General features: G+C 43.6%; 25 protein-coding genes, 1 tRNA gene and 1 pseudogene. 10 read left to right on the top strand and 17 right to left on the bottom strand.

Going from position 1 to position 24,948, the window contains the following annotated elements:
• Positions 1 to 6 precede the first annotated feature (6 nt).
• From G5B00_RS09160 to G5B00_RS09150, 3 genes are all read right to left on the bottom strand, one after another.
• Positions 7 to 774, bottom strand: a complete 768-nt coding sequence (locus G5B00_RS09160; protein WP_163873854.1) for a TerC family protein — start codon at positions 772 to 774, stop codon at positions 7 to 9.
• Between the two features lie 76 nt (positions 775 to 850).
• Positions 851 to 1,378 (bottom strand): adenine phosphoribosyltransferase, encoded by a 528-nt coding sequence (locus G5B00_RS09155; protein ID WP_163873851.1) that lies wholly within the window; start codon positions 1,376 to 1,378, stop codon positions 851 to 853.
• 3 nt (positions 1,379 to 1,381) lie between these two features.
• Entirely contained in the window at positions 1,382 to 2,293 is a 912-nt protein-coding gene (locus G5B00_RS09150; protein WP_163873848.1) for a ComEA family DNA-binding protein, read from the bottom strand.
• Positions 2,294 to 2,550: 257 nt separating this feature from the next.
• On the opposite strand from G5B00_RS09150, the gene G5B00_RS09145 reads away from it, so the two are divergent.
• Positions 2,551 to 3,159 carry a polysaccharide deacetylase family protein gene (locus G5B00_RS09145; protein WP_163873846.1) on the top strand — a complete coding sequence of 203 codons (609 nt, stop codon included), beginning with the start codon at positions 2,551 to 2,553 and terminating at the stop codon, positions 3,157 to 3,159.
• Here G5B00_RS09145 and G5B00_RS09140 read toward each other — a convergent pair.
• The 6 genes from G5B00_RS09140 to G5B00_RS09115 all read right to left on the bottom strand — a co-directional run bounded on the left by G5B00_RS09140 (position 3,142) and on the right by G5B00_RS09115 (position 11,388).
• Complete coding sequence (locus tag G5B00_RS09140; protein WP_163873844.1) at positions 3,142 to 3,945, bottom strand: DUF4249 domain-containing protein; 804 nt, start codon at positions 3,943 to 3,945, stop codon at positions 3,142 to 3,144. The two genes, G5B00_RS09145 and G5B00_RS09140, sit on opposite strands and share 18 nt — an antisense overlap.
• Positions 3,946 to 3,949: 4 nt before the next feature.
• Entirely contained in the window at positions 3,950 to 6,271 is a 2,322-nt protein-coding gene (locus G5B00_RS09135; RefSeq protein WP_163873841.1) for a TonB-dependent receptor, read from the bottom strand.
• 22 nt (positions 6,272 to 6,293) lie between these two features.
• Positions 6,294 to 7,103 (bottom strand): alpha/beta hydrolase, encoded by an 810-nt coding sequence (locus G5B00_RS09130; protein WP_163873838.1) that lies wholly within the window; start codon positions 7,101 to 7,103, stop codon positions 6,294 to 6,296.
• Positions 7,104 to 7,173: 70 nt separating this feature from the next.
• Positions 7,174 to 7,803, bottom strand: a complete 630-nt coding sequence (locus G5B00_RS09125) for a hypothetical protein (protein ID WP_163873835.1) — start codon at positions 7,801 to 7,803, stop codon at positions 7,174 to 7,176.
• Between the two features lie 232 nt (positions 7,804 to 8,035).
• Entirely contained in the window at positions 8,036 to 10,954 is a 2,919-nt protein-coding gene (locus tag G5B00_RS09120; protein WP_163873833.1) for an FAD-binding and (Fe-S)-binding domain-containing protein, read from the bottom strand.
• A gap of 296 nt (positions 10,955 to 11,250) precedes the next feature.
• Entirely contained in the window at positions 11,251 to 11,388 is a 138-nt protein-coding gene (locus G5B00_RS09115; RefSeq protein ID WP_163873830.1) for a hypothetical protein, read from the bottom strand.
• A 390-nt stretch (positions 11,389 to 11,778) separates the two neighbouring features.
• Here G5B00_RS09115 and G5B00_RS09110 point away from each other — a divergent pair, with 390 nt between their 5' ends.
• On the top strand, positions 11,779 to 12,291 hold the full coding sequence (locus G5B00_RS09110; RefSeq protein ID WP_163873828.1) for a DinB family protein: 513 nt from the start codon (positions 11,779 to 11,781) through the stop codon (positions 12,289 to 12,291).
• Between the two features lies 1 nt (position 12,292).
• Here G5B00_RS09110 and G5B00_RS09105 read toward each other — a convergent pair whose 3' ends face one another.
• Both G5B00_RS09105 and G5B00_RS09100 read right to left on the bottom strand, forming a co-directional pair.
• Positions 12,293 to 12,409: an RtcB family protein gene (locus G5B00_RS09105; RefSeq protein WP_240894436.1), complete on the bottom strand. Its 117-nt coding sequence runs from the start codon at positions 12,407 to 12,409 to the stop codon at positions 12,293 to 12,295.
• 137 nt (positions 12,410 to 12,546) lie between these two features.
• Positions 12,547 to 12,921, bottom strand: a complete 375-nt coding sequence (locus G5B00_RS09100; protein WP_163873826.1) for a DoxX family membrane protein — start codon at positions 12,919 to 12,921, stop codon at positions 12,547 to 12,549.
• A 92-nt stretch (positions 12,922 to 13,013) separates the two neighbouring features.
• On the opposite strand from G5B00_RS09100, the gene G5B00_RS09095 reads away from it, so the two are divergent.
• On the top strand, positions 13,014 to 13,361 hold the full coding sequence (locus tag G5B00_RS09095) for a winged helix-turn-helix transcriptional regulator (protein WP_163873823.1): 348 nt from the start codon (positions 13,014 to 13,016) through the stop codon (positions 13,359 to 13,361).
• Positions 13,362 to 13,647: 286 nt separating this feature from the next.
• On the opposite strand, the gene G5B00_RS09090 is transcribed toward G5B00_RS09095, so the two are convergent.
• Together G5B00_RS09090 and G5B00_RS09085 are read right to left on the bottom strand one after the other, a co-directional pair.
• Positions 13,648 to 13,720: transfer RNA gene (locus G5B00_RS09090), tRNA-Lys, on the bottom strand.
• A 177-nt stretch (positions 13,721 to 13,897) separates the two neighbouring features.
• Positions 13,898 to 14,461 carry a YqgE/AlgH family protein gene (locus G5B00_RS09085; protein WP_163873820.1) on the bottom strand — a complete coding sequence of 188 codons (564 nt, stop codon included), beginning with the start codon at positions 14,459 to 14,461 and terminating at the stop codon, positions 13,898 to 13,900.
• A gap of 249 nt (positions 14,462 to 14,710) precedes the next feature.
• On the opposite strand from G5B00_RS09085, the gene G5B00_RS09080 reads away from it, so the two are divergent.
• The 4 genes from G5B00_RS09080 to G5B00_RS09065 are packed head-to-tail and all read left to right on the top strand — an operon-like array spanning position 14,711 to position 17,497.
• A complete protein-coding gene (locus G5B00_RS09080; protein WP_163873817.1) occupies positions 14,711 to 15,130 on the top strand; it encodes a hypothetical protein in 420 nt (139 codons plus the stop codon).
• Between the two features lie 20 nt (positions 15,131 to 15,150).
• A complete protein-coding gene (gene pdxH / locus G5B00_RS09075) occupies positions 15,151 to 15,804 on the top strand; it encodes a pyridoxamine 5'-phosphate oxidase (RefSeq protein WP_163873814.1) in 654 nt (217 codons plus the stop codon).
• Complete coding sequence (locus G5B00_RS09070; protein ID WP_163873811.1) at positions 15,801 to 16,292, top strand: NADH-quinone oxidoreductase subunit C; 492 nt, start codon at positions 15,801 to 15,803, stop codon at positions 16,290 to 16,292. The genes pdxH and G5B00_RS09070 overlap by 4 nt, the downstream gene beginning before the upstream one ends.
• The gene (locus G5B00_RS09065) at positions 16,289 to 17,497 is read left to right on the top strand and encodes an NADH-quinone oxidoreductase subunit D (protein WP_410510767.1); all 1,209 of its coding nucleotides are present in this window, start codon (positions 16,289 to 16,291) and stop codon (positions 17,495 to 17,497) included. The genes G5B00_RS09070 and G5B00_RS09065 overlap by 4 nt, the downstream gene beginning before the upstream one ends.
• A gap of 53 nt (positions 17,498 to 17,550) precedes the next feature.
• Here G5B00_RS09065 and G5B00_RS09060 read toward each other — a convergent pair whose 3' ends face one another.
• On the bottom strand, positions 17,551 to 18,141 hold the full coding sequence (locus tag G5B00_RS09060) for a riboflavin synthase (protein WP_163873808.1): 591 nt from the start codon (positions 18,139 to 18,141) through the stop codon (positions 17,551 to 17,553).
• A gap of 289 nt (positions 18,142 to 18,430) precedes the next feature.
• Between G5B00_RS09060 and G5B00_RS09055 the strand changes: the two genes are divergently transcribed.
• Together G5B00_RS09055 and G5B00_RS09050 are read left to right on the top strand one after the other, a co-directional pair.
• A complete protein-coding gene (locus tag G5B00_RS09055) occupies positions 18,431 to 19,663 on the top strand; it encodes a nucleoside recognition domain-containing protein (protein ID WP_163873805.1) in 1,233 nt (410 codons plus the stop codon).
• A gap of 56 nt (positions 19,664 to 19,719) precedes the next feature.
• The gene (locus G5B00_RS09050) at positions 19,720 to 20,085 is read left to right on the top strand and encodes a methylglyoxal synthase (RefSeq protein WP_163873796.1); all 366 of its coding nucleotides are present in this window, start codon (positions 19,720 to 19,722) and stop codon (positions 20,083 to 20,085) included.
• Positions 20,086 to 20,443: 358 nt separating this feature from the next.
• Here G5B00_RS09050 and G5B00_RS09045 read toward each other — a convergent pair whose 3' ends face one another.
• A complete protein-coding gene (locus tag G5B00_RS09045; protein ID WP_163873793.1) occupies positions 20,444 to 21,097 on the bottom strand; it encodes a hypothetical protein in 654 nt (217 codons plus the stop codon).
• Between the two features lie 109 nt (positions 21,098 to 21,206).
• Positions 21,207 to 22,327: pseudogene (locus G5B00_RS09040) on the bottom strand (IS3 family transposase).
• 579 nt (positions 22,328 to 22,906) lie between these two features.
• Between G5B00_RS09040 and G5B00_RS09035 the strand changes: the two are divergent.
• Complete coding sequence (locus G5B00_RS09035; RefSeq protein ID WP_163873790.1) at positions 22,907 to 24,136, top strand: PQQ-dependent sugar dehydrogenase; 1,230 nt, start codon at positions 22,907 to 22,909, stop codon at positions 24,134 to 24,136.
• A 145-nt stretch (positions 24,137 to 24,281) separates the two neighbouring features.
• On the opposite strand, the gene G5B00_RS09030 is transcribed toward G5B00_RS09035, so the two are convergent.
• Positions 24,282 to 24,944 carry a gluconate 2-dehydrogenase subunit 3 family protein gene (locus G5B00_RS09030; RefSeq protein ID WP_163873787.1) on the bottom strand — a complete coding sequence of 221 codons (663 nt, stop codon included), beginning with the start codon at positions 24,942 to 24,944 and terminating at the stop codon, positions 24,282 to 24,284.
• Positions 24,945 to 24,948: the final 4 nt, after the last annotated feature.

The following is a 24,948-nucleotide window of genomic DNA, read 5'->3' as shown; positions in this document are numbered from 1 at the left end:
GTCTGTTTATTGATTCTCCTCAATTTTTTTCAACGCCTTCTTCTGCGATCGGATATTCAAAAACTCTACCAATACAGAGAAAGCCATTGCAAAGTAAATATAGCCTTTAGGTATATGCTGGTCAAAAGCTTCTGCCGTCAGGGACACCCCGATCAGTAGCAAGAAAGCCAAAGCCAACATCTTGACCGACGGATAGTCATTGACAAATTTGCTGATCGATTCTGCCGACAGCAACATGATACCGACAGCCACGATCACAGCGGCAATCATCACGCCAATCTGATCAACCATACCCACAGCCGTGATAACCGAATCCAATGAAAACACTAAATCCAAGATCAAGATTTGTATGATAACACTGGTAAAAGATACCGCCTTTTGTGTAGTGGAGCTGACTTCTACATGTCCCTCTACCTTGTGGTGGATCTCTGTGGTACTTTTGTAGATCAGGAACAAACCTCCAATAAAGAGAATCAAGTCTCTACCGGACAAAATCAGATAAGGTACGATCTTCGGATTCGTGATACTGAACCATTCTGCAAAGTTGACCAGCGGGGTTGTCAACCCCATGACCCATTTGATGGAAAACAACAAGGCTACACGCATGACCAAGGCCAATATGAGCCCTATCCGTCGTGCCCGCTTCTGTTGTTCCAAAGGCAATTTGCCACTTTGGATCGAAATAAAAACAATGTTGTCGATACCCAAGACAATTTCTAAAACTGTCAATGTCAAAAAAGAGATCCATATCTGCGGATCAAGTAACCATTCCATAAGAAAAATTAAAAAGTTAAATACATGTTTCTTGCTTAAAGACCAGACCTTTTATCGGGGATCATCTGGTCTTGGTTCAATACGCTATCAAAGAAATAATATTTTTATTAAACTCTACCAGACGCTCCTTTGCATGCAAAAAATCCAGACTGATCAAAAAAGCGAAACCGACCACCTCTGCTCCAGTCTTCTGCACCAATCGGGAAGCCGCCGAGACCGTGCCTCCGGTTGCCAATAGATCGTCATGGATCAAAACCTTTGTTCCCGGTTCAAATGCATCGGTATGTATCTCAATAGTCGCCTCACCATATTCCAGCTGATATGTTTCAGACAAGGTTGCATAGGGTAACTTTCCCTGCTTACGTATAGGTACAAAGGGGACACTCAAACGTGCGGCCAATAGCATCCCGAACAAAAAACCTCTACTCTCAATACCTGCCACGACATCGATGTGTATATTTTCCAAACGGGTCACAAACTCTTCTATGACATCCCTACACAGTACCTGATCTTTCAAAATAGGGGTAATATCCTTAAATATAATCCCCGGTCTGGGAAAATCCGGGACATCACGGATAGCTAATCGCAGTTTTTTGCTGAGCATCGATCAAAATTCAATATATGGCTCAATTTTACGAAAAAAATCGTCATCCAACACAGGAATTTTTCTTAAATCTTCCAAATTGGCAAATGCACCGTGTTGTGACCGATAGTTCACGATCAGCATAGCCTGTTTTTTAGAGATATAAGGATGCCTGCCCAACTGTTCTTTTGTCGCGGTATTGACTTTCAACCTCTTGATATGAGACTCCCCTACGACGAGCAGAGGAGCTATTTGTTCATAAACCTCCGGTGCGACTCCATACACCTCACCTATTTGGGATATCGCATGAAATCCACCCAATACATCACGATACTTGACCATACGAGCAGATAGCACCGACCCTATCCCCCGAAGCTTTTTAAAGTCCGAGGTGTCTGCCTCATTGATATCTATAAGTTGTGGGGCAATTTCTTCACGATAACCATACTTTCTGTCTACTTTGTCCTCATTTATTTTCACAGATTTGCGCTGCCCTTCCTTGATGAGGATATAGGGTTCTATTCGTTCGTAATCTTCCTTCGATATGGAATAGATCTTGGCGACATCCTCTTTTTTGTAAAACCTGCCTCCTTTGGCCTCATAGTTTTTAATGACAGCAATCTGTTTGGCCGAAAAACCCAACCTTTGCCAATCGGCTTCTGAAAGTCCGTTGGGGTCAAAGTAAAAATAAGAAATATGCTCGTATCGTTTCTTGCCTTCTTTGTCCCTAGGAGTAAATCTTACATCCTTCCCTTGGAAATCCTTTTCGGTGTCGGCAGCCAAAAAATAGGTTACCGAATGCTCCAACACCCGTTCTTCGTTAAAATAACGGTATAGAAATGGAATGATACCAAGCGCAAATGTCAACAACATCAAGATCGAAAAACCTCTCCGCTCTGCCTTTGTAAAACCGAAATACGCAAAAAACCTTTTCATCACCGGAAAATTGATTAGCTTACCCATTGTGCCAGCATTGCCTTTTTTAATCACTGTCCCCCTCTCCGAGGGGGTAGGGGGAGGTTTATTACAAAATATATTCTTTTTTCAATCTTTTTAATAATATTTCCTCTCCTTTTTAATATAGGTGTCTATCCCAAATTCAGGCACACGCGTGCCTGATGTTAAGATGTGTACTCTCTCAAAACCCAAATATAATTTCCTTAAATTTGCAGAATAAAATTTAAGATTGCAACATGAGTTTCGTCAAACCACCTTTTTTTCTGCGCTGGATATACCCTCAAGCTACCTGGCATCGTTCACGCAAAGAAAAGATAGTCTACCTGACATTTGACGATGGCCCCATTCCCAATATCACGCCTTGGATATTGGATATCTTGGCCGAATACAATGCAAAGGCCACCTTCTTCTGTGTCGGTGAAAACATCGTAAAACATCCAGAAATATTCGAACGTATCAAAAGTGAAGGGCATCAAGTAGGCAACCATACCTTCAATCACATCAAAGGTTGGGATCATGACGACGACATTTACTTTGAAAATATCCAAAAATGCCAGGAGCTCACCCAAACAAACTTACTGCGTCCCCCCTATCTCCGCGCTACGAGGAAACAGCTTCGACAACTCAAAAAAAAATTTGAAATCGTTTACTTCGATGTATTGTCATACGACTTCGATACCCGTATTTCTCCAGAAAAATGCTATCGGAATGTCGTTGATAATGTAAGAAATGGTTCCATTGTTGTCTTTCACGATAATGTCAAAGCCATTCCTCGCCTGGAGCATACTCTACCTTTGGTATTGGAAAAACTCAGCCGGGAAGGTTACTCATTCTCTCAGCTTTAATTGATCGTACGACCGGATGGTAATACCGTAATCTTTGCTGTTGCTCACACTGAAATAGCCAAAAGCACCGTTCGAAATATTCGACTTGGGGTTGGCCGGTGCCGCACTTCCCGGATTCAACATCTGGATCTGGTTCCAATAGTCAAATACGGGTTTGGTAATGATCTGCCGCCTGACCAAGATGCTATCCCCCAAAGCAAATGGTTTCGTAAAATCCGTCAACTGATGTGTGACATACAGACCATCGTTGTACTTATCACTATAAGCCTGAAAAAAACGAAAAGGTTGTTGATTGATGGAGACCAAATATTTATAATAATCCGCTTGCCCCAAAGGATCGGAAAACTTGACCAATACAGAATAATTGGTTTCATTGAATATGGTTTCTTCAAGCGAGCCTATAGAGTCTACATTAATAAAGGGCTGCATCACTTCCGTAGCCGTAAACACTTCGTCATCTATCTTTACAGACAAATAATAGGTACTATTGGGTTTAGGTGTAAAATTTGCATTTTGGTAATACCCATCTCCCATGGGATAAAACACATATCTTTGACCACCCGAACTCTTCACTTCCACTTGAGCATCATCTATAGGCTCACTAGCCTTGTCCGCATTGAAAGCTACAGTCTGAGATACACGAATCGTCTGTGTACTGGAGATATTGTCCAGATCGGCTTCGATCACATAGCGGGGATCTCCTGTGTTCAAATCCACATGGATCAGTTCCTCACATGAACTCATGCACACTAAAAATACGGAAAGCAAATAAACCAAAATCCTCATGGCCCTAAAATTTAAAATTCCATGTAACGGACGGAATTATACCAAACAATGCTACCTTATATGCTTCTGTGATATTGGGATTATTTTCGTTTTCCCTAAAGTCGATAATGTAGGCATTTTTTCTGTTGTAGGCATTGTACAAACCAAATGACCAACTGGAATGCCAACGCTTGTCCTCCCTACGAGGTTCGTATGTCAAGGACAGATCAAGCCGGTGATAATCCGGCATACGATAGCCGTTCCGCTCGGTGTAGTAAAACAGGGTTTTCCCATCTACTTGATATTTGCCGCTCGGAAAAGTAATGGCATTACCCGTATAATAGACAAAAGTAGCACCCAACGACCATTTTTTGCTCAACTCATACAAACCCACTACAGAAATATCGTGTGTACGGTCTTGACGGGCATTGAACCAGACACCATCATTTATTTGTTCAAATTGCCTTTCGCTCTTGGCCAATGTATAACTTATCCATCCGTTAAACCGTCCTTTTACCTTGCGTAGGAAAAGTTCCATGCCATAAGCCCTACCCTGCCCAAACAGCAGGTCGCCTTCCAAATACCTATTGGCCTGCAAATCAGCTCCATTCCTAAAATCAATCTGGTTGCCCATATACTTATAAAATGTCTCTACGGACGTTTCATAGGTATTATTGTCAAAGTTGCGAAAATAGCCTATAGCTACCTGATCAGCATACTGGGGCTTGATGTTGATACTGCTCAATACATATTGATCAGTGGGCAAAGAAGACGTCGTATTGGTCAATTGATGGAGATTTTGCACAATGCGATTGTACGATGCTTTTATACTTTGCCGTGTATCCAATAGCGCAGACAGGGACAGGCGGGGCTCCACATCCAAATGGTGCTTGATGACACCCGAACCATAGTATTTTTCGTCGATCGGATCCCCTTCCCTATCAAATGTATAGAATGTTCCGGGTCCCGTGACCATAAAGTCGGTCACTCGCAGGCCATAGATCATAGACAACCAACCCGTTGGCTTCCACTCGTGCGATCCATATATAGCTGATTCTATGCCTTGTCTGGTTTCCATATCAATCGAATTGACAGCTGAATTTCCTTGGGCTTGCAGACTTGCCGGAGAGATACGTTGACGCAATACATTCAATCCAAAACGAAACGTACTGTTATTATGGGCATAATAGGTCAGATCCTCCTTGAAGTTAAAATTTTCGACCTTGGATGCAATCTGGAAAGTACTCTCATCCGTGGATACATCGACATGATAGGTAAAGTCACTATAGATCAAGGATGTGTTGCTGAAGAGCTTATCGTTGAATACATGATTCCATCTAGCCGTAGCAGTTGCATTACCCCAATCAAAGCTGAACAACTTACCGTAGCCCAGATCATCTTTACCGAAGTATCCGGACAAGTAAATCGTGTTTTTGTCGTTGATACGGTAATTTACTTTGGTATTCAGATCATAAAAGTACAATTTACTTTGGTTGACTGTTTCATCATTGGACAACTTCAAGAACAAATCAGCATAGGTACGTCTTCCACTGATCATGAAAGAACTCTTATCCTTGACAATAGGTGCTTCCAACTTTAGGCGGGATGCGATCAATCCTAATCCTCCTTCCGCGGCAAACCGTTTATTGTTGCCATCGATCATGTGGATGTCTACTACGGATGATATACGCCCCCCATATTGTGCAGGAATCCCTCCTTTGAAAAGTTCCATATCCTTGATAGCATCCGAATTGAATGTAGAAAAGAAACCCATTAAGTGGGATGCGTTGTACACGGTAGCCTCATCCAGCAAGATCAGATTTTGATCCCCTCCACCACCTCGCACATAGAAACTAGATGAGCCCTCTCCCCCTTTTCCTATACCCGGAAGCAGTTGGATGGTTTTCATGATATCCTTTTCACCAAAGACTACAGGGATATTCTTTACTTCCTCCATACTGAAATTCAAAGCCCCCATCTGTGGACTGCTCACGTTCTTATTTTCCTTTTTTCCGGACACGACCACTTCATCCAGCATCTTGCCCAAAGGAGTGAGTTCAATCTGGAGACGCGTACCTTTGGCCACACTATCCAGTGTGATGATCAGTTCTTGGTAGCCTACGTAGCTGACACGAAGCGTACCTCCCATCGAAGGAACATCCAATACGAAATAGCCATAACTGTTGCTACTGCTTTTGATGGGACTGTCTACCACTTCTACGGAGGCCCCGATCAATAATTCGCCCGTCAAAGCGTCTTTGACATAGCCACTGATCGAAGTAGTCTGCTGCGCATGAACGAAAAGAAAGCTAAAAAAGAAAAATATAAAAGCAAAAAGAAACCTCATGAAATGCTAATCCTCAACACAGTTACTGCATTCTAAAATAGTTGTCAAAAAAAGCCATCTGAAGCAGTATAGATTGGGTCCAATAATCCCAATTGTGCTTACCTGGCATACTTACAAAAGCATGAGGGATATTCAAATAAGTCAATTTACGATGAAGTTCTTGATTAACTGCATAAAAGAAATCATCTGTACCACAGTCTATAAACAATTTTAGATTATTCGGTTCGATCAAGTGCAACATTTCCATCACCGTATGTTCGTCCCAAGCAGCTTTATTGTCTTTATACGGCCCAAGCCTTTTGGCCATCTCCCAATTGTTTGGGAAAGGTCTGATATCTACTCCACCCGCTGTGCTTCCTGCCGCTCCGTACACATCTTGATGTCTTATCGCCAGATATAGCGCACCATGCCCTCCCATACTCAACCCTGTGATTGCCCGGCCGTGTTTATCCTTACATACAGTGTAATTTTGTTCTATAAAGGAGACCAATTCCTTACTGACAAACGTTTCGTACTGGTAATCCTTATCGCCGGGAGTGTCCCAATACCAACTGCGCACACCACCATCGGGACAAACAACTATGTAATTGTAGTGATCTACCAATTCCTTGATATGGGAAGCCCTCTTTACCCAATTTGTATAATTTCCCCCATAGCCATGCAATAGATATAGCGTAGGAACAGGAGCTGTATTCGTCTTTTCAGGTGAAATAACAACAGCTTTGATTTTCTTTTTCATAGCAGCGGAATACACCTCCACGGTGTCTACTTTGGCTGCAAACAATTGGCCTATAGATAATAATAAAGCGAGACCAATATACAAATGTTTCATATAGAATACTGATTTAACATAAGAAAAACCTATAAGTTTTGAAAAAAACTATAGGTCTATTTATAATCTCCTATTTCCCCTCGAAAGCTGACAACAACTGCACTCTGAAAGTCGAATCCTTTTCGGTGACTTCAAAGGCTTTGCGGTACGTATCTACGGTAGCAAATACCTCAGCAGGTTCACCTTTTGCATTTTCAAAGAACAACTTGAAACTGTAGGTACCATTTTTAGACAGATCGACAACATCCTTGTTCGACGAAAAAACCGTTGGCAATACAGCATCAGAGGTCATTTTTCCTTCTGTCGGCAATTTGAACATCTTTCCCAACGCTTTGACAAAATTATCGGATTCTGCTCCGATAGAGGAAAGCTTGATCGATCCCTCCACAAACCCTTTGTCTGCATCGACTTGTCCCGAATTATTTATGCCAGGCTGTATATTTTTCATGACCTCCACTTTCAACCCTACAGTGTCTTCTTCAAAGATGGACTTGGCAGTATACACGACAGAAGAATCTGTGCTCACTTCCTCTACGAAACGAAAGAAAAGTTGTTGCTTGTCTGCCTCTGGATAATTTGTAAGTTTCTCTATAGTATGACCTTGGCTCGTCTTACCTTCAGTCTTAGTCGGATTATTGTTACAGCTCCATATCATCATAGATCCGAGCCCTAAGCAAAATGCTGTTTTGATTACTTTCATATGTTTCTTTATTTAAGATAAAAAAATCAACTCGAATATACTACTTTTATTTTAAAGTTACGAAGTTATGATGGTGAAGGAAGTTATGGAAGCACCGTATATCATGACCTTTTATAACTTCTATAACCATCATCACTTTATTTTAAAGTTATGTAAGTTATGGATGTGAAATAGGTTATGAAGGTATGCGTTTTGCCTTCATAACTACATCACTACCATCACCTCCGTCACTTTATTTTATAAGTGCATCATACAGTATTTCTACAGGGTGAAAAGAAGTGCGTCCCACGCCATCTTTGATCTGATGGCGGCAGGAAGTTCCGGTTGCTGCGATGAGTGTATCCCCTTCTGCTTTTCTGACAGCAGGCAATAAAACCAGTTCAGCTACTTTCATGGATACTTCATAATGTTCCTTTTCATAACCAAAAGAACCGGCCATACCACAGCAGCCCGACGGTATGACGTCCACCTTGTAGTTATCGGGGATGGACAACATTTTTTCGGTAAAACCGACCAAATGAAAAGCTTTCTGATAGCAATGACCGTGCAGCTTAATACTTTTGTTCCCATTGGTAAACAGGTCTTTTCGGATATTGCCCTTTTCCATTTCCTGTACGATGAATTCATCGATCATGAAGGAAGATCTGGCGATACATTCTGCGTCCGCCCGAAGGTCTGCATCCGTCAGGGTCAAGTATTCATCCCGAAAGGTCAGGATAGCCGAAGGCTCTATACCGATCAAAGGTGTCTCCGTGGACACCAACCCTTTCAGTAGCCTTACATTCTGATCAGCCAGCTTCTTGGCTTGCTTGACAAACCCCTTGGACAGATATGTCCGTCCACTTTCCAGATGATCCGGCAAGATCACCTCGTAGCCCAATGCGTTCAACAATTTTATGGTCGTAATACCGATCTCGGTGTCGTTGTAGTTTGTGAATTCGTCGCAGTACAGGTACACCTTTTTCTGAAAATCACCGACCTGCTTATAGCGGTTGTACCAGCGTCGCAAGGTCATATGATGCACCTTGGGCAATGAACGCTTCGGTGCAAACCCCACCACCTGCTTGATCAGATCTGAAAAGACGGGTGTCTGTGCAAAAAAATTATAAACTGGGGCGATCCACGATCCCAATTGCTGGGATTTGGTAAAGTTCGCAATCAATCTGGAACGGAATGGGGCGCCATTGGCATCGTAATAATGCTGCAAAAACTCTGCTTTCATTTTGGCCACATCCACACTCGAAGGACATTCACTCTTACATCCTTTGCAGCTGAGGCACAAATCCATGACCTCTTTGATCTCCTTATGGTCAAAACGGTTTTGTTTGGTTGAATTGGTCAAAAACTGGCGAAGCATATTGGCGCGCGCGCGTGTGGTGTCCTTTTCGTCGCGAGTAGCCATAAAAGAGGGACACATCGTACCTCCTGTGATTTCTGTCTTGCGGCAATCGCCGGATCCGGAGCACTTTTCGGCCAATCGGAGGATACTCTCGTCTTTGGTAAAATCAAAATACGTCTGTATGGCCTTACCATCCGTAATCTGATCGTAACGCAGGGACGTATCCATAGGTGGGGTATCTACGATCTTTCCCGCATTGAAAATACCGTTTGGATCAAAGATATGCTTCACTTCCTGCAATAAAGCATATACCTTTTCGCCCAATACCTTACCGATAAACTCTCCACGAAGGCGGCCATCGCCGTGTTCTCCACTGAGCGAACCGTTGTATTTCAACACCAAATCCGTAGTTTTCTCCAAAATAGACCGGAATTGCCGTTTTCCTTCCGCCGTCTTCAGATTGACAAACGGTTCGATGTGTAATTCCCCTGCCCCGGCATGTGCATAGTATGAAGCATGAACCCCTTCTTCCCGTAGCAACCGCTGCACATCGGCCACATAATCGGGCAGATCCAAAGGATCTACGGCACAATCTTCGATAAGGTTGACAGGCTGGCTGTCCCCCGGCAGGTTGCGTATCAAGCCCAATCCGGCCTTGCGCACATCCCAGACCAGGTTTGTTTGCTGTGTCCCCGTCACCAAGGGATAGGCATACCCCAATCCTTTTGCCATAAGATGAGCTTTCAAAGCCTCCGCTTTTTCTGATATCTCTTCCACGGTATCCGCTCTGAACTCGATGATCAACAATGCCGCCGGATCTCCTTCGATAAAAAAACGGTTGTATTGATAAGTCGGGTGACCTTTGGTAAAGTCAAGAATATATTTGTCCACCAGCTCGGACGCTTCCGGACGATGCTGTAAAGCTACGATATTGCCTCGCATACACTCCACCATATCGGCAAAATGTACACATAGCAAGCCGATCTCCTTGGGAGGAAGTGGCCGTAATCTTAGTTTGGCTTCGGTCACCAGACCAATTGTCCCTTCCGATCCGGCCAAGAGCGAACACAGGTTGAAAGAGCTACCCGAATCGATCAAGCTGTCCAATGCATACCCGGTATTACGTCTTGTGATATTCTTTTTGGGATATCCGGATTGGATAATGCCAATATTCTCTTCATCCGTCACAAGGGTATTCATGGCTCGATATATTTGCCCTTCCCTATTATTTTGAGACAATCTGGCAAATAGTTGTGTGGGATCTAATTTTTCAAAAATCACCTCCGAACCATCATCGAGCAGGACATCTGCCGAAATCAGGTTTTGGCGTGTATCGCCCCATACGATAGAGTGCAGTCCCGAAGAATTATTGCCGATCATCCCACCGACCATGGCACGACTGGCTGTCGAAGTCTCCGGACCGAACATCAATCCATAAGGTTTGAGGTAAGCATTCAGGTCATCCCTGATCACACCCGGTTCTACCCTTACCCACCGTTCCTCCACATTTAGCTCTATGATCTTGGTGAAATACTTCGACACATCTACGACCAATCCTTTGCCGACCACCTGCCCTGCCAATGAAGTACCCGCTGTACGCGGAATCAAGGTGATTCGCTGCTCATTTGCAAAATCTATCAATCTATGCAAATCCTGTTTGGAATGCGGTATTGCTACAGCCAAAGGCTCTTCCTGGTAAACGGATGCATCAGAAGAATAGGCAATCAGATTGGTTTTATGCAGGGGATTCTGTTTGTCATAATACAGGTCTCCTTCCAATATGGAGGACAGATTTTGTAAAGGTGTCGACATCACGAAATATACTTAAACAGAACAAAACTAATTATTAATTTTGTATACGTATTATATTTTCATCCATAAAAGGCATCAAATCATATATTTTTATAATGATAAATTGTAGGGATGAAATGAAATGCAACTTTCGCGGCAAAACCGGATTGTAGCTCTACCGTTTTAAGCCAAAGGTAAAACCTCATCATTTGCAGGGTATTCATTGCGGCTATGTCAAGTGAGTTGGTCATTTGCAGACTGTAGTCAGCGACATTGTCAAGTGACATGACGATATACGCACTTGACTTTGCCTTCAATTACATGGTGACAGGGCTTTGCAGGTGCCAAATGGCACCATCCTCACGTGACATAGGCGTACACGCGCGTGACATGGCCACATAGTCACCTGACATCATCACGACATCACGGTACATGACGGCCGTGTACCGTGACATTGCCGCTATCTCACTTGCAGCAAGGTCAATGAATATTGCGTTTATGATGATGTTTGCCTCAGATGCAGTGCAGAACTCCCTCGTCCCGCCAGGTTTCTACTACTCGCACAGCGCACGGTATCACTCCCTCTTATCCACACACGACAGCCCCGTACACTCAGGAGCGTATGCTTTGTAGTAAGGGCTGTATGCGCTATTGTCCATGGATTTTCGTAGGCTGTCTGGGGATTTTAGATATGAGAGGAGAAGCTTCGGCACCAACTATACCGAGGTAGCTTTGGAATCATATCCGGCAGTAGGATTTGCTTCGCAGCTACTTCTTGGTTTTGTCGTACATCTCTTGTTATTCTGAGCATATCCGATTACCTTTAAAGTGAATTGACATACACCATGAACAATACAACATCATTGGAAGTTTGGATGCGTGGCCCCGTACACGGAGTCCCTGCGCTGTTGCAACCCGTAGCACATGCCTTGCTTCAGGTGCAGGAGGATGCCATCAAATACACCCAAAACCTAACCGACGAAGATATCTGGAAAACACCTTTTGGGGTAGCCAGTGCCGCCTTTCACCTTCAGCATATTAGTGGCGTCATAGACCGCATGTTTACCTATGCGGACAACCGTGGATTGAGCGAAGAACAGTTTGCTTTCCTAAAGAAAGAAGGGCTAGAAGATCGCAACCTCTCCCTTCCCATCCTTCTTTCCGATTTGGGGCAACAAGTTGATACTGCCCTAACTTATCTACAAAACATAGATAGCTCAACCTTGGCCGAAACACGGTATCTGGGCCGGAAACGCATACCGACAACCTGCATCGGACTGCTCTTTCACGCCGCCGAACATACCCAGCGGCATATCGGCCAACTGTTGGTGACAGCCCGGTATCTGCGTACCGGATAGCCTAATCCTCCTTCGATCCATCGTCGGCCATACGAACGATCTTGGGTGAGAATGTCGCTATCACATCCACTAAATCCGCTTGTGCCGCCATCACCGTATGGATATCTTTGTAGGCCATAGGTTGTCCAGTACCACGGTTTCCCCTTACTTTTTTAGGCTACTATCCGTATCGTAAGCATTGCTTACTTGCAAGAAAATATTTTATAAATGGTTTATATGTCCATTTCGTATTTTGTTTTCAAATGTTTATTGTTACTACTTCAAAATCGGTTCATATTTTTGTTTGTTTTCAATAATGACCCATACATTGATGGCCAATAGTACCAATCCTATACCGATGGTCGCAACATCAAAGGTCAGATGGTGGAGTACAATACCTACTGTAACAGGCAAGATGATCAATGCACCCAAAGCTCTTGTCTTTGGAACGGCAAGTAAGAGACCTCCTACAATCTCGACAATTGCTACCAAAGGTATTATCCATTTAAGGGTCATCAATGCACCGAAGATTTTCATCTGTTCTTCAGACGGTGCCGGGGCAGGCATGTAATTAAAGAATTTGTTAAGACCCGAATTGACCATTATCAAGGCAAACAGGATACATGCAACTAAAAGGATTTTTTGTTTCATTTTTCTTATTTTGTTAATTGGTTACAAAATTATTGCAATTTTGCTTACCATTTGTAATCAGTTACCTTTAGGTAATCAAAAAAGTTTAACGAATGAAAAAGAAAGAACATAAAGAATGCCTATCAGCATTAGTGCCTGTGAGGGATACGTTGGATATTATTGGAGGTAAATGGAAAATCCTGATTTTAATTTCCATTTGGGAAGGTAACAAACATTTTAGGGAGATAGAAAGGAGCATTCCAAAACTTTCCACCAAGGTGTTATCCAAAGAGCTGAAAGAAATGGAAGAAAACAAATTGATAGTTCGGACAATCATAAATGGTTTTCCTGTCCGTACCGAATACACTCCGACGGAGTATTCCAAAACTTTACAAAAAGTGATTAAAGAATTACAAGGTTGGGGAATAAACCACCGTAAGGAGATATTTGGAAAGGGTTAATTATACACACAGAAAGCCCAATCTTTCGATTGAGCTTTCTGTGTGATTCGGCTGGGATTTGTTCCGTCCCACATCCCCGCACTCTGCCCGGAACGATATAGTTGGCTGCGTCCCACCACCACCCGCGCGCATGGCCGCAGCCATCCCGTTAGGGGAGGTTACAAAGCAACCGAATACCGTTTGCTAACGCTCACTGTTTTTCTATTTTAAAGAGGTACCTCAAGCGAGTTTGGACACCTCTCTAAAACAGAAAACCCGACTATTGTCGGGCATTCGGTTGCGTTTGTGATTCGGCTGGGATTCGAACCCAGGACCCATACATTAAAAGTGTATTGCTCTACCAGCTGAGCTACCGAATCATAACCCTTTGTAGGGCTATCCTTCGTTGTCTGAAGTGCTGCAAAGGTAGATATTTTTGTTTTATATCCAAACTTATCCTTGGTGTTTTTTTAATTATTTTGACAAAGCATTTATTATCAATAGATTGTACCGAAAAGTAGAATGTGATACCCCTCCATTATACGATCCAACACATACTAATTCAGATTCGGGCTCTTTGGGAAATTAGCCACATGCGCGTATTTAGGCCCCAGATTTATCAATGCCCGCTTCCACAGATCCTCCCCATCATGGACAAAGGGCAAGGTACTGTCAAAGTCACGGTACACAGCCCAATTGTTTTGTTCAATCTCCTGATCCAATTGGTCGGGAGACCATCCGGAGTAACCCAGAAAAAACTTTACCTCATCCGGTTGGACAAGACCTTCGTTTATCAAAAGTAACAATCGCTCGAAGTCCCCTCCCCAATAAATATCTTCATAAATAGCTGTACCCGAAAGCAATTTATCATATGCTCTATGGAGGAAGAACAGTCCGTTGCTCTCCACCGGCCCGCCAAAATACAGACCAAACCTTTCATTTTGCATATCTTCCAGCAAATCGGACAGAATCAGATTGGAAGGCTGATTCAAGACGAGCCCCAAAGTGCCTTCTTCATTATGCTCACAAAGCAAGATGACCGAACGTTCAAAATTAGGATCCAACATAAATGGTTCCGAAATCAACAAAGAGCCCTGTACCGGTGTATTCGAATTAAACATAGTAACCATATATGATTAGATAAATTTAAGTAAAAAAATAAAAAAACACCTCATTTGTGGCGTTTTTTTTATTGCTCTGTACTTTTTTCGTACTTTTGGGATATGAATACCGCTGATATACCAATCGAAGTTTTTTATACAGATTTGTATGTTCAATGCTTACTTATTTCTACCGGTAGAACTTCCGAAATGTGTACCTATGGCAATATAACTTCAAACCGGGAATTTAACACTTTAAACTAAGACAACATGGATACCCAAACCCTAAATAGAAGAAAAAAAATAGCCATCATTGTCACGCTGATACTGTTCTTTCTGTCATTGGTCACGAAAGTATATAGAATGGAGGACGGCGATGTCAACCCTACGGGTTTCGAGGTTTTCATTGCCGGCTGGATGGCAATTTTCAACTTTGATTTTTATTGGCTTGCCAATCCGATTTCTGTCCTGGCCATTATCTTTTTCCTGTTCAGCAAGATACGTGTGTCTTTGGTATTAAGTTCAATAGCCCTCATCCTTGCTGTGGCATTTTTTATTTACGTCAAGGTAGGTGATGGCACGACACAGTACGGGACGATTACATCTATGGGGCTGGGCTATTATTTCTGGCTGGCTAGCATATTGACGGTTTTTGTTTCTTCCGTACAGCTATTGAGGTATTCTAAATAATTAAAAAAATCCGTATCTAAATGGCGATCGAACAAAAGGATATAGCGGCTATTCGGGAAGATTATTCTAAAGACAGCCTTCAAGAGAAGGACGTGGACGAAAACCCTTTTCGCCAGTTCGGGTTATGGTTTGAGCAAGCTCTTCGTGCAGAAGTCATCGAACCCAATGCAATGACGCTGTCTACCATCAACCAAGCAGGTTTTCCCTCGTCGAGGGTCGTCTTGCTGAAGGACATCAAATCGGATGGATTTAGCTTTTTCACAAATTACAACAGTCAAAAGGGACAGGATCTGAAAGCCAACAATAAAGCTTCTTTATTGTTTTTTTGGCCCGAACTGCAGCGTCAGGTACGTATCGAAGGCTTCGTTCAGCGTCTGGCGGAGGAAGATTCGGACGAATATTATGCAAGTAGGCCCAGAGGAAGCCAAATTGGAGCCTGGGCTTCTCCGCAAAGCCAAATAATCCGGGATAGAGCTTTCTTGGAAAAGGAAGTACAGGTATATGAAGAAAGGTTTGGGCAGCAGGAACCCGTTCCCCGTCCGGATTTTTGGGGCGGTTTTTTCCTACTACCCGTACGATTTGAATTTTGGCAAGGAAGGAATTCAAGATTACATGACCGTATTGTGTACCAAAAGAAGGACACAAAATGGGAAACCAACCGTTTAGCACCATGATAGAAAAACTGGTTCAGGAAATAAAAGATACATTCGGGGACACAAGTGTGGTCGGATCCGACAGCAGTGGACTTCAACCGAGTATAGGGATCAATGCAGCAGACCTACGCGCAGTCTGCGCATGGCTGAGGGATCACCCCTCCTACTACTTTGATTTTTTGGCCAATATTACGGCTGTAGATTATTACCCCGAAGATCGGTTTGCCGTGGTATACCATCTGACGTCCATACCCTTTCAGCAGCAACTGACACTACGGGTAGAGATAGCCCACGACAGGTCTTTGGAGCATCTGCCCGAAGTACCTTCCGTCGCTTCGATATGGCGTACGGCAGACTGGCATGAGCGGGAAGCTTTTGACCTGATGGGCATATTTTTTACAGGCCATCCCGATCTGCGGAGAATTTTGTTGCCAGACGACTGGAAAGGATTTCCTTTGCGCAAAGATTACCAGGATCCCGAAGAATACCATGGAATACCTATCAAATGACAAACACGATGCTGGACACCAAGTACAACGAAGGTTACGTAAAATATAAAGATAAAATCGAACATATCGGCTCGACCGAAATGGTCATCAACATGGGGCCACAGCACCCATCTACGCATGGTGTACTGCGCCTGGAGCTGATCACGGATGGCGAACTGGTCAAAGAGGTCATTCCTCATCTGGGCTATCTGCATCGTTGCTTTGACAAGCACGCTGAATCTATCAACTACACAAAGTCTATTCCTTTTACGGACAGGTTGGACTATCTGGCCTCCATGAACAATAGCCATGCCTTTGTCATGGGCGTGGAGCGTATGCTTGGTATAGACCAAAAAATACCTAAACGTGTAGAATACATCCGCGCATTGGTCTGTGAACTGAACAGGATAGCTTCCCATTTGATCGCCATAGGTACATATGGGATCGATATCGGGGCATTCACACCGTTTATGTGGTGCTTTAGGGACCGGGAGCATATCATGAACATGTTGGAATGGGCTTCCGGCTCGCGGATGCTGTACAACTACATTTGGATCGGAGGCCTCTACTACGATCTGCCGGTAGGTTTCGAAGAGCGCTGCAAGGAATTCATACAGTATTTTAAGCCCAAAATCACAGAATTGGACGACCTGCTCTCGACCAACCAGATTTTTATATCCCGCACGGCCAATATCGGCGTGCTACCGGCAGATGTCGCCATCAACTATGGATGCTCCGGCCCTATGCTGCGTGCAAGCGGCATCAAGTGGGACCTACGGCGTGTAGATGGCTATTCGGTATATCCCGAACTGGAATTTGACATTCCTGTAGGAAAGGGCGAAGTCGGCACATTGGGCGATTGCTGGGATCGCTATAAAGTGAGGGTAGACGAAGTACGTGAATCCGTACGTATCATCGAGCAGTGTTTGGAAAGGTTAGGGACTGATTTTAAACGTACGGTTGATTTTGATCCACGGGCCTTGGTACCCAAGAAAGTGAATATAAAGGCTCAAAATTACTACGTCCGTGCGGAAAATCCCAAAGGCGAATTGGGCTTCTATTTTGAAGCGCTGGACAAGACGGATATACCCCGCCGGGTAAAGGCCCGTGGGCCAAGTTTCAATAACCTATCTGTTATTTCGGAACTGGGCAAAGGGGTGTTGATATCGGATCTGATCGCAATTTTGGGGTCAATAGATATTGTCCTGGGTGAAGTAGATCGGTAGAGATAGTACGGGCATAAGCAGAATGCTTGCGCCAGCGAATTATTAAACAGGTCTTAATTTCGCTGTACTAACAATCTAGCCACATATTTACCGATAATATCAAACTCCAGATTGACGACACTCCCTACTTCGACATCTTGTAGATTGGTATGTTCGATTGTATAGGGAATGATAGCTACCGAGAAACGGTCCGCTTGGGAATTGACAACAGTCAGGCTGATACCATTGACCGTGATCGATCCTTTTTCGACGGTAATATTATGGGTTGAAGGATCATATTGAAAAGTAAATAGCCAGCTGCCATTTTGTGCTGTTTTTTCTATACAGGTAGCTGTCTGGTCTACATGCCCTTGGACGATATGCCCATCAAAACGACCGTTGGCAGGCGTACAACGTTCCAGGTTTACAGATTCTCCTTCTTTGAGTCCAGATAGGTTCGTCTTTTGTAAGGTCTCATCGATGGCCGTCACTTGATGCACATCTCCTTCTACCCCGACTACCGTAAGGCAAATGCCATTATGGGATACACTTTGGTCTATTTTGAGTTGGTCGGAAATGGGTGATTCGATAAATATATGGAGGTTTGATCGGTCTTTTTCCAGCTTTTTTACGACGCCAAGCGCTTCAACGATTCCTGTAAACATGTTCTATCCTGTCTTTTCACAAAGATAGGAAGTTTATGTCAAATATTTTTTTGCTGTTTTACTTGCATTTTTGGGTATTACTCCTTATCTTTGGGATAGGTTTAGGTTGATTGTCCTCGTCCGAGGATAAAATTAAAGCCCGGAAAATACCCAATATTTTCTGGGCTTTCTTTTTTTAAGACGCAAGATGTTGCATCTCTGCTTGATCCGACCCTTGAAAAGATTAATAAATCACATTATTTGTAACACTCCCTCATAAATCTTATTTTTACACAAATAATCGACCTCTATGGCTTTAAATTACGTTTGGATAGCCTTCTTTATCATTGCCTTTATTGTTGCCTTAATCAAACTTATCTTTTTTGGAGACACCGAAATATTCTCAAACCTGATCAACGGCATGTTTGACAGTGCCAAGACAGGTGCTGAACTGTCGTTGGGCCTGATCGGGATCATGACATTCTGGCTCGGTATCATGAAGATCGGCGAACAGGCCGGCATGATTTCCGTATTTGCCCGGGGTGTCAATCCCTTTTTCAGCAAGCTGTTTCCCGGTGTCCCCAAAGGGCATCCCGCCAACGGCTCCATCATCATGAACTTTTCGGCCAATATGCTTGGACTGGACAATGCGGCCACCCCTGTCGGGCTGAAAGCGATGAAAGAGTTGCAGGAGCTCAACCCGGAAAAAGAAACAGCAACGAATGCGCAGATCATGTTTTTGGTGCTGAATACCGCAGGGATTACCCTGATCCCTACTTCGGTCATTGCGCTACGCCTGGCCAGTGGGGCGCAAAATCCGGCAGATATTTTCATCCCTTCGCTGATCGGGACGTTTATCTCGTTCGTGAGCGGTATGCTGGCCGTAGCAGCTTTCCAGAAAATAAACTTATTCAAGCTTCCTATCCTGGTTTTCTTTAGCTTTTTTATCGGTTTGATGTTCCTGCTATACTTTGGTCTAAAGGACCTTCCTCCCGACCAAATGGAAAAGGTGGCAGGACTGATAGGCGGGCTCTTGATTTTTTCGATCATCATCCTTTTTATCGTGTACGGTGCGGCAAAAAAAATCAATGTGTACAACTCGTTTATCGAAGGAGCAAAAGAAGGCTTTACGACAGCAGTCATGATCATCCCTTTTCTGATCGCCATTCTGGTTGCCATATCCGCATTTCGCACGACCGGTTGTATGGATTATATTGTAGGAGGTATCGAGCATGCCGTAGCCTTCTTTGGGTTGGATACGAGATTTGTCCCTGCTGTACCTGTAGGGCTGATGAAGACCTTGAGCGGTGGTGGCGCCAGGGGATTGATGGTCGATGTGATGCAGACCTATGGCGTAGATTCATTCCAGGGCAGGTTGGCCAGTATTATCCAGGGTTCTTCCGAAACCACATTTTATGTGTTGGCTGTCTACTTCGGTTCTGTAGGCATCAAAAATACGAAATATGCATTGACGTGTGGCTTGTTGGCTGATCTGGTCGGTCTCATAGCTGCTATTGTCCTGGCGTATATCTTTTTTGGATAGGAATGGAATGGGTGCACCCGAATGGAATTATTGGACTTCAAACAAAAAAAATATATATGAAAACAATCGCACTCATAGCCCACGATGGTAAAAAGGCTGAAATGGTCGGGTTTGTCAAAGATCACATTGCATTCTTAAGCAAGGCAAAACTGGTCGCTACGGGCACAACAGGCTCCTACGTCAAACAGACGGGATTGGATGTCGAGCTCAAACTGAGCGGCCCCAAAGGTGGCGATGCGCAGATTGCCGCCCTTGCTGCCGAAGGAAAAATAGATGGCATTATCTTCTTTCGGGATCCCCTGGGCAAGCATCCGCACGAACCGGACATACAGATGCTCATGCGTATCTGCGACCTTTACAATGTACCCTTGGCTACCAATCCGGCAACCGGATCGCTGATTATCGAGGGGTTGCTGGACTAGCTGTTATTTCTTTTATTAGGGTGATTATAAAATAAAGTGACGGAGGTGATGATAGTGATGTAGTTATGAAGGCAAAACGCATACCTTCATAACCTACTTCACATCCATAACTTACATAACTTTAAAATAAAAGGGAAATATAGTCGTCGCAAGTAAGGGACTTGACCTCAAGAGTGGTTTTGATTGTATCACACCTTTATATTTAAGCAAAAATACTACCTATCTATATCTTTTATCTTATATCCGATAGAGGTACTTTGGGTTGACTGACAGAAAGGGCCATACAGTCATAGCTATTACTCTGCTGTGCTTGGGTATCCATTTTAATTTTATCATTGTTATGTGTTAAAAACAATCTTTACAATATCTCTTGAATTTTTACCGTAATAGTGGTAACATCAGATAAAGGAGAAGCTACACCATTACTTACATTACTTACAGAATTAAGTTCAATAAATACATTCCACTTTCTTACAATCGAATTAGGATAGTTCATTGTTACTAGAGTACTCCATTTTTCAATCACATAATTAGCACCATGTACTCCTGCAACAGAAATGTCACCTATATCATTGCCATCATTACCACCTATACCATTATACGAACCATGTGGAGTACCAAAGTTAGAAGATGCGGAATTGAAAATTTGTGCAGTATGGATACCTATAAAATCCCCATAACTATTAGCATCTTCATTAAATATACTACATAAAAAACTGCCATAACCTAAATTACCAGTAATTAAAAGATTAAGTCCTAAACTTTCATCTAAAGGATAACTTCCGCTTAACTCGTCATTATCCCCAAATAAATACTCAATATAAGTCTTAGCTGATTCTCCTCCGCCTGTAGCCGCATCCAATTGTGCTTTGGTGACAAATTGATTAGAATTTACAGCTGGTTGCCCTATAACTGGAGTACTAAATGTTGCAACTTCATCTAATGCATCTAAGTGCAGTGAAGCAGTTGTAGCTTCTGTTGAATTGGACGCACTAAGTACGATTTGATTCATAGCAGCATCTCCTCCTATGACAACAGTATCCCCTGTGTTATTGTAATCTACCCTAAAATTAGCTACGATTATTAATGTAGTTTTATAATTTAGTGACCCCTCCCCATATTTAGGAGTCTTCTAAAATAGAAAAATCGGCTGTTTTGACCTGTTTTTCTATGAACATTTCCGGCGTCAAATTTCCGAGGAAACTATGCGGCCTGAAGGTGTTGTACTCCTCTCTCCAGACTTCTATTTTCTCTTTGGCATCTTCCAGTGAAAGAAACCAGTGTGCGTTTAGGCACTCATCCCGGAAGCTCCCATTGAAAGACTCAATATACGGATTATCTGTGGGTTTTCCCGGTCTAGAGAAAATTAATTCAACCTGATGTTCATACGCCCACCTGTCGACTTCTTTAGAAATAAACTCCGATCCGTTATCTACCTGAATCTTTTTCGGCTTTACGCCCTCTAATAGACGAAGTTCCTCCAAAACGGCAACTACGTCGCCTCCTTTTAACCCTTGTCCGACTTGAATCGCCATGCATTTACGGCTATAGTTATCGACTATAGTTAAGCAACGGATCTTTCGGCCATCGAACAGCGCATCTGCCACAAAATCCATACTCCAACAATCATGTAAATTGGAAAAAACAGGCCGCTCGGAGCGGTGGGAAGCAGCCCGGCAACGCCTTGGGCGCTTCACGCGCAGATCCAAGCCCTCTTCTTTGTAGATACGGTAAACACGCTTATGGTTGTCTTTCCAGCCCTCTCTTTTTAGTAAAACAACAATCCGCTCGATACCGTAGCGAACCCGCGTCTCCGCAATATTCCGTATGCGCTGCCGTAGTGGAGCATCGTTCTTACGAACATTTTTATAATACCACACGGACGTACTCAGCAGTGATACATGACATGCTCTGCGAAGGGAAATTCGATAATCAGAAACCAATCCAGCAACCATTTTTCGACGTTGAGCAGGCTTTAATACTTTTTTTTTAAAACGTCTTGCAGCATCTGCTTGTCCAGGCTCAGATCCGCAACCAACTTTTTTAATTGAGCATTCTCCTCTTCAAGCTGCCGGAGACGGCGCAGTTCAGCTACCCCTAAGCCACCATATTTCTTCTTCCAGTTGTAGAAAGTGGCTTCACTGATTCCCATTTTGCGGCACACTTCCTCGACGCGTGTACCGGTCTCGGCCTACTTGATGGCAAAGGCGATCTGCGCTTCGGTAAACTTTGATTTTTTCATGGATATTCCTCCCGTTTAAAATTAGTAATTCATAAACGAATTCTCTACTTCTAAATACTCCAGTTTTTTGGGGAGAGATCACTCTCATGAGATCGATACGATCCATGGCAGTAATCTTTTCGTTATCCGGTCTTTTTATCTCATTATGTTCCTCTTTATAGCCTATAGTATCTGGATTTCGCATCCCTCTGATTTTTAACTCACTAGCCTGTCTTAGTGCCTTTACATATAGAAATACCGTACTGTCACTCCTACCGTCCGTATAGTAATATTCTTTTGGTATGTCCTGAGCAAATGAATAAAAGCAACAGAGGAATGTAAAGCAATTTAAGATTAAAGTTTTTGGTAGTTTCATAATATGGATTTAGGCCCTTACGTAAGCTTGTTTAATATATAATACTGGCATTCCAAACATATTTATTTTTGCGTATATAAAAAAGTTTTTTGATGCTTATTGTTATCCTCGAACCCACATTGTTGGGAAAATATGTTTGCAATATATTATGTAAAAGCTTAAAAAGCCTACAACCTTTGCACGATTTTTGTGTTATCTTTAAATAAATTTTTAATTCATTGACTATGCAAAAAACACTGCTTTCCATATTTGTTCTCTGTGCTTTGCAAGCCACGGCCTGCACCAATCTCAGAGAAGACGCGAATAATACGCTTCAAGACAGTACGGGTGCTCCTGTAGAAACAAACAAACCCAACACAAATTATAAACCTGCTTTCAAGGGCCAGACCCGTATAGCCGGTGTCAAGACCAAAAGCCCTTACACGGCAAAGGTGATCGCCCAAGGTCTAAAATCCCCGTGGGGAATAGCGATCCTACCGGACGGACGGTTTCTGATCACGGAAAAAGAGGGAACCCTGCGGATCGTGACCAAGGCAGGTAATGTATCAGAGGCTATCACCGGACTGCCAAAGGTAGATAGCAGAGGACAGGGAGGTCTTTTGGGCTTAACGTTGGATCCTCAATTCAGCAAAAACAGAATGGTATACTGGGTATTTTCCCAATCGGTGGATGGCGGCAACCTCACAGCTGTCGCTAAAGGGAAACTTGCTGCAAATGAGAAAACTATTGAAAATGTCAAAGTCATCTTTCAAGCAGGCCCTGCCCATGACGGCAAGTTGCATTTCGGAGGGCGTATCCTTTTCGACAAACAAGGCAACCTATTTGTAAGTACGGGTGAGCGTTCGGATAGAGTGACCAGACCCTTGTCACAGGATCTGAAAACGGGCTTGGGTAAAATCCTGCGCATGACAACGGAAGGTAAACCCGTCGCTGGAAACCCCTTTGCAAATACCGCAGGAGCCCTTCCTCAAATCTACACCTACGGGCATCGTAATGTACAAGGCCTGGCCTTCCATCCAGAGACCGGAGATCTGTGGGAAACGGAATTCGGTCCGCGCGGAGGTGATGAGCTCAACCGGATTGTGGCCGGCAAAAACTATGGCTGGCCTGTCATCACGTATGGATTGGAATATAGCGGAAAGGAAATAGGCAACCCACCCATACAGCAAAAGCAGGGACTAGAACAACCTGTCTATTATTGGGATCCGGTATTGTCGCCAAGCGGCATGGCTTTTTACACAGGATCTGACATTCCAGAATGGAAAAATAACCTGTTTATTGGCGGATTGAGCAGTACGCACATCGCCCGGTTGGTCATTCAAAACAACAAAGTCGTGGGAGAAGAAAGATTGCTCACGAAAGAAGGTCAACGTTTCCGTGATGTCATCGATGGGAAGGACGGTGCGCTCTATGCGATCACAGATGGGGGCAGGCTATACCGGGTTGGCAAGTAATAAACTAAACTCATGATGCTGGCGCACGAATCCTTTCGTGTGCCCAAAGATAAACGAGCACACGAAAGGATTCGTGCGCTAGCGGAGGGTAAATAAAAGAAAAGGGCACACGCCTGTGGCGTGTGCCAACTAATAAAGCAGTTTTTTATAGCGCAAACGCCCTATCTCCTTTTTTGTAAGGATAGTCTCCATCAAATTTCCCCGGTATCTTCACATAGCGCAACGCCTGTGTCATACCGACTTCCGAGGTGAAAAATCCCGTCAATGTAAGTTGCTTCATCATATGGAAGAAGTGGTTGGGAGTCTCATCCTTGATCGCATCCACTTTGCGCTTGAATTCGATCTCACCTGTATTGTCCCCTTCCTTCGCTTTCAGCTCTTCCTCTCGTTCCTTCAACGTTTTCGACCGCTCTTTTTGGAATTCTTTCGCCTCCTTGTCCAAGGTATTCACAAACTGTAGTTTCTCCTCGGCAGAAAGCTCTGCGAACTTCTTACCGAAATCCTTTCCGGCACGTTCATTCACTCCGTTCAACCCTTCGACGAATGCCTTTTGGTCGGCCGGTGAATAGCAGTCACGGATCATTACCGGGATAAACGAACCCACGTCCGCATCCTTTGCCCCCGGCGTGCTTGTCCGGGGCAGGATCGCTTCTGCCAGTTCATTCAAAAAATCTATATTGTTTTTTTCAAATAGCGTCTCCACCGTTTTGGAAGCTGGTCTGGTACAGCCTTCCAAAAACAGATTGGCTCCGATCACAGAGCCGCCCAATATCATGGCGACCCGTTGTATAGCTTCTCTTCTGTTCATTGTA

Source organism: Parapedobacter sp. SGR-10 (assembly GCF_011030405.1).
Lineage (GTDB): Bacteria > Bacteroidota > Bacteroidia > Sphingobacteriales > Sphingobacteriaceae > Sphingobacterium.
This window is presented reverse-complemented; position numbering and strand designations above follow the sequence as displayed.